Raw genomic sequence first — 1,626 nt, forward strand, 5'->3', positions numbered from 1 at the left:
GAAGACGATCGCGGAGAAGGGCGGCCTGAACCTCGTCGTCACCGGCGACCTGGACACCCCCGCGGAGGTGCGCCTGCGCGGCATTGGCGCCGAGCAGGCCCTGCGCACCGTGGCCCGCGCGTACTCGCTCCACCTGGAGCAGGACGGCTCCATCTTCACCCTGCGCCCGCTCACCGCCCGGGAGAAGGAAGCCGCCACGCCCGCGGTGCTCCAGAGGGCGTGCGCACCGCTGAACAGGCCCTCCACGAACGCGCGGCTGTTGCCCACGGTGGAGGCGAACCCGGTGCCGAAGCGACCGAGCGCCTGGTCGCTGGAGAAGAGGAAGCCCAGGCCCGCTCCCAGGGATGTCAGCAGGATGGCCAGCCCCGTCCACACCTCGCGCCGCTGGGGCACGGGGCTTTCGGCGACGCGGGCCATGACGTTGACGACCAGCGACGGGGGCGGCAGGGGATCCGCCAGCCGGAACAGGTCCTGCTCCAGCAGGCGGTGATCCTCCATCAGCGCGGCGCAGGCTTCGCACTCCGCGGCGTGGTCCAGGCCGGGTCCTTCACCCGCCTCCAGCTCCGCGAACAGGACTTCCAGGTCGGGGCAGGGGCTCATCGGGTCTCCTCCTCGGCGGGCGTCATCTTCTTGCGCAGTTTCTCACGGGCCCGGAACAGGCGCGCCATGATGGTCCCGGGCGCGCAGCCCATGATCTGCGCGATCTCCTTCGTGGTGCGCTTCTGGACGTAATAGAGGGCCAGCACTTCACGGTCGTCCACGGAGAGCGTCTCCATGGCGGCCTCCAGTGACAGCCGCTCCTCGCGCGCGATGGCGCCGTCCAGCTGGGACGCCTCGTGGCTGGGGAGGACCTCCTTCATGGGCTCCAGCTCCTCGGTGCGCACCTTGGTGCGGCGGCGGAGCAGGTCCAGGCAGAGGTTGCGCGTGATGGCGAGCACCCAGAGGTCGAACGGGCGCGTGTCGTCGTAGCGGTGAAGGTTCTGGTAGGCGCGCAGCAGGGCCTCCTGCGCCACCTCCGCCGCCTCCGAGTCGTTCTGCAGCAGGCGCAACGCCAGGCCGTACACCGGGCGTTGCACGCTGCGGACGAGGGCTTCGAAGGCGGACGGGTCCCCCTTGCGGGCGGCCTGCACGTCCGCTTTCCAGGGAAGCGGAGCGGCGTCCTCAGCCATCAGCATTCCGATGGCCATGGGCAGCGAGTCGAGGGCAAGAGCGTTCACGCCTTGTCCTACGGGCGTCGCGGCAGGCCATTGCGACGCCCCCCGACATCACTTCCGCTTCTGTTTTTTCGCGGACTTGGCCGCGGCCAGCCGCTGCTTTTCGGCCTTTTCCACCCGGGCCTCGGCCTTCACGTCCTTGCGCTTCTGCTGCTTGGCGCGGAAGCCCAGGGGGATCTCGGGCTCCGGCACGGGCGCGGCCGTGAAGGCAGGCGGGGGGGCGGGCGCTCGCGCCGGACGCGCGGAGCGCTCCTCCCGGCGGGGCGCCCCTGCCCGGTCAGCCCGGTCGGACGACCGGCCTTCCGGTGCGGAGGAAGTGTCCAGGCCGCGAGGAGGCCGGGCGAGCCGACCGATGCGGCTGGGCGGGCGGGCTTCCTTGCCGGGCGCCTCGTCGCGGCTGGGGGTGCCGAAG

Annotated in this window: 2 protein-coding genes and 1 pseudogene; all 3 read right to left on the minus strand. The window is 71.7% G+C overall.

Annotation, left to right across the window (positions count from 1 at the left end):
• Nucleotides 1-600, minus strand: a 600-nt coding sequence (locus tag D7X74_RS41830) for a hypothetical protein (protein WP_370450869.1), incomplete at its 3' end; no start/stop codon positions are given.
• Entirely contained in the window at nucleotides 597-1,187 is a 591-nt protein-coding gene (locus tag D7X74_RS41835) for an RNA polymerase sigma factor (protein WP_199733003.1), read from the minus strand. The genes D7X74_RS41830 and D7X74_RS41835, both read right to left, overlap by 4 nt.
• Before the next feature lie 78 nt (nucleotides 1,188-1,265).
• Nucleotides 1,266-1,626, minus strand: a pseudogene (locus tag D7X74_RS44735) (hypothetical protein); the annotation flags it as partial.

This window comes from Corallococcus sp. CA047B (assembly GCF_003612065.1).
Lineage (GTDB): Bacteria > Myxococcota > Myxococcia > Myxococcales > Myxococcaceae > Corallococcus > Corallococcus praedator.

Bases quoted from the DNA above. Each gene is read 5' to 3' on its own strand.
- D7X74_RS41835 (WP_199733003.1), bottom strand. From the start codon at position 1,187: ATGGCCATCGGAATGCTGATGGCTGAGGACGCCGCTCCGCTTCCCTGG.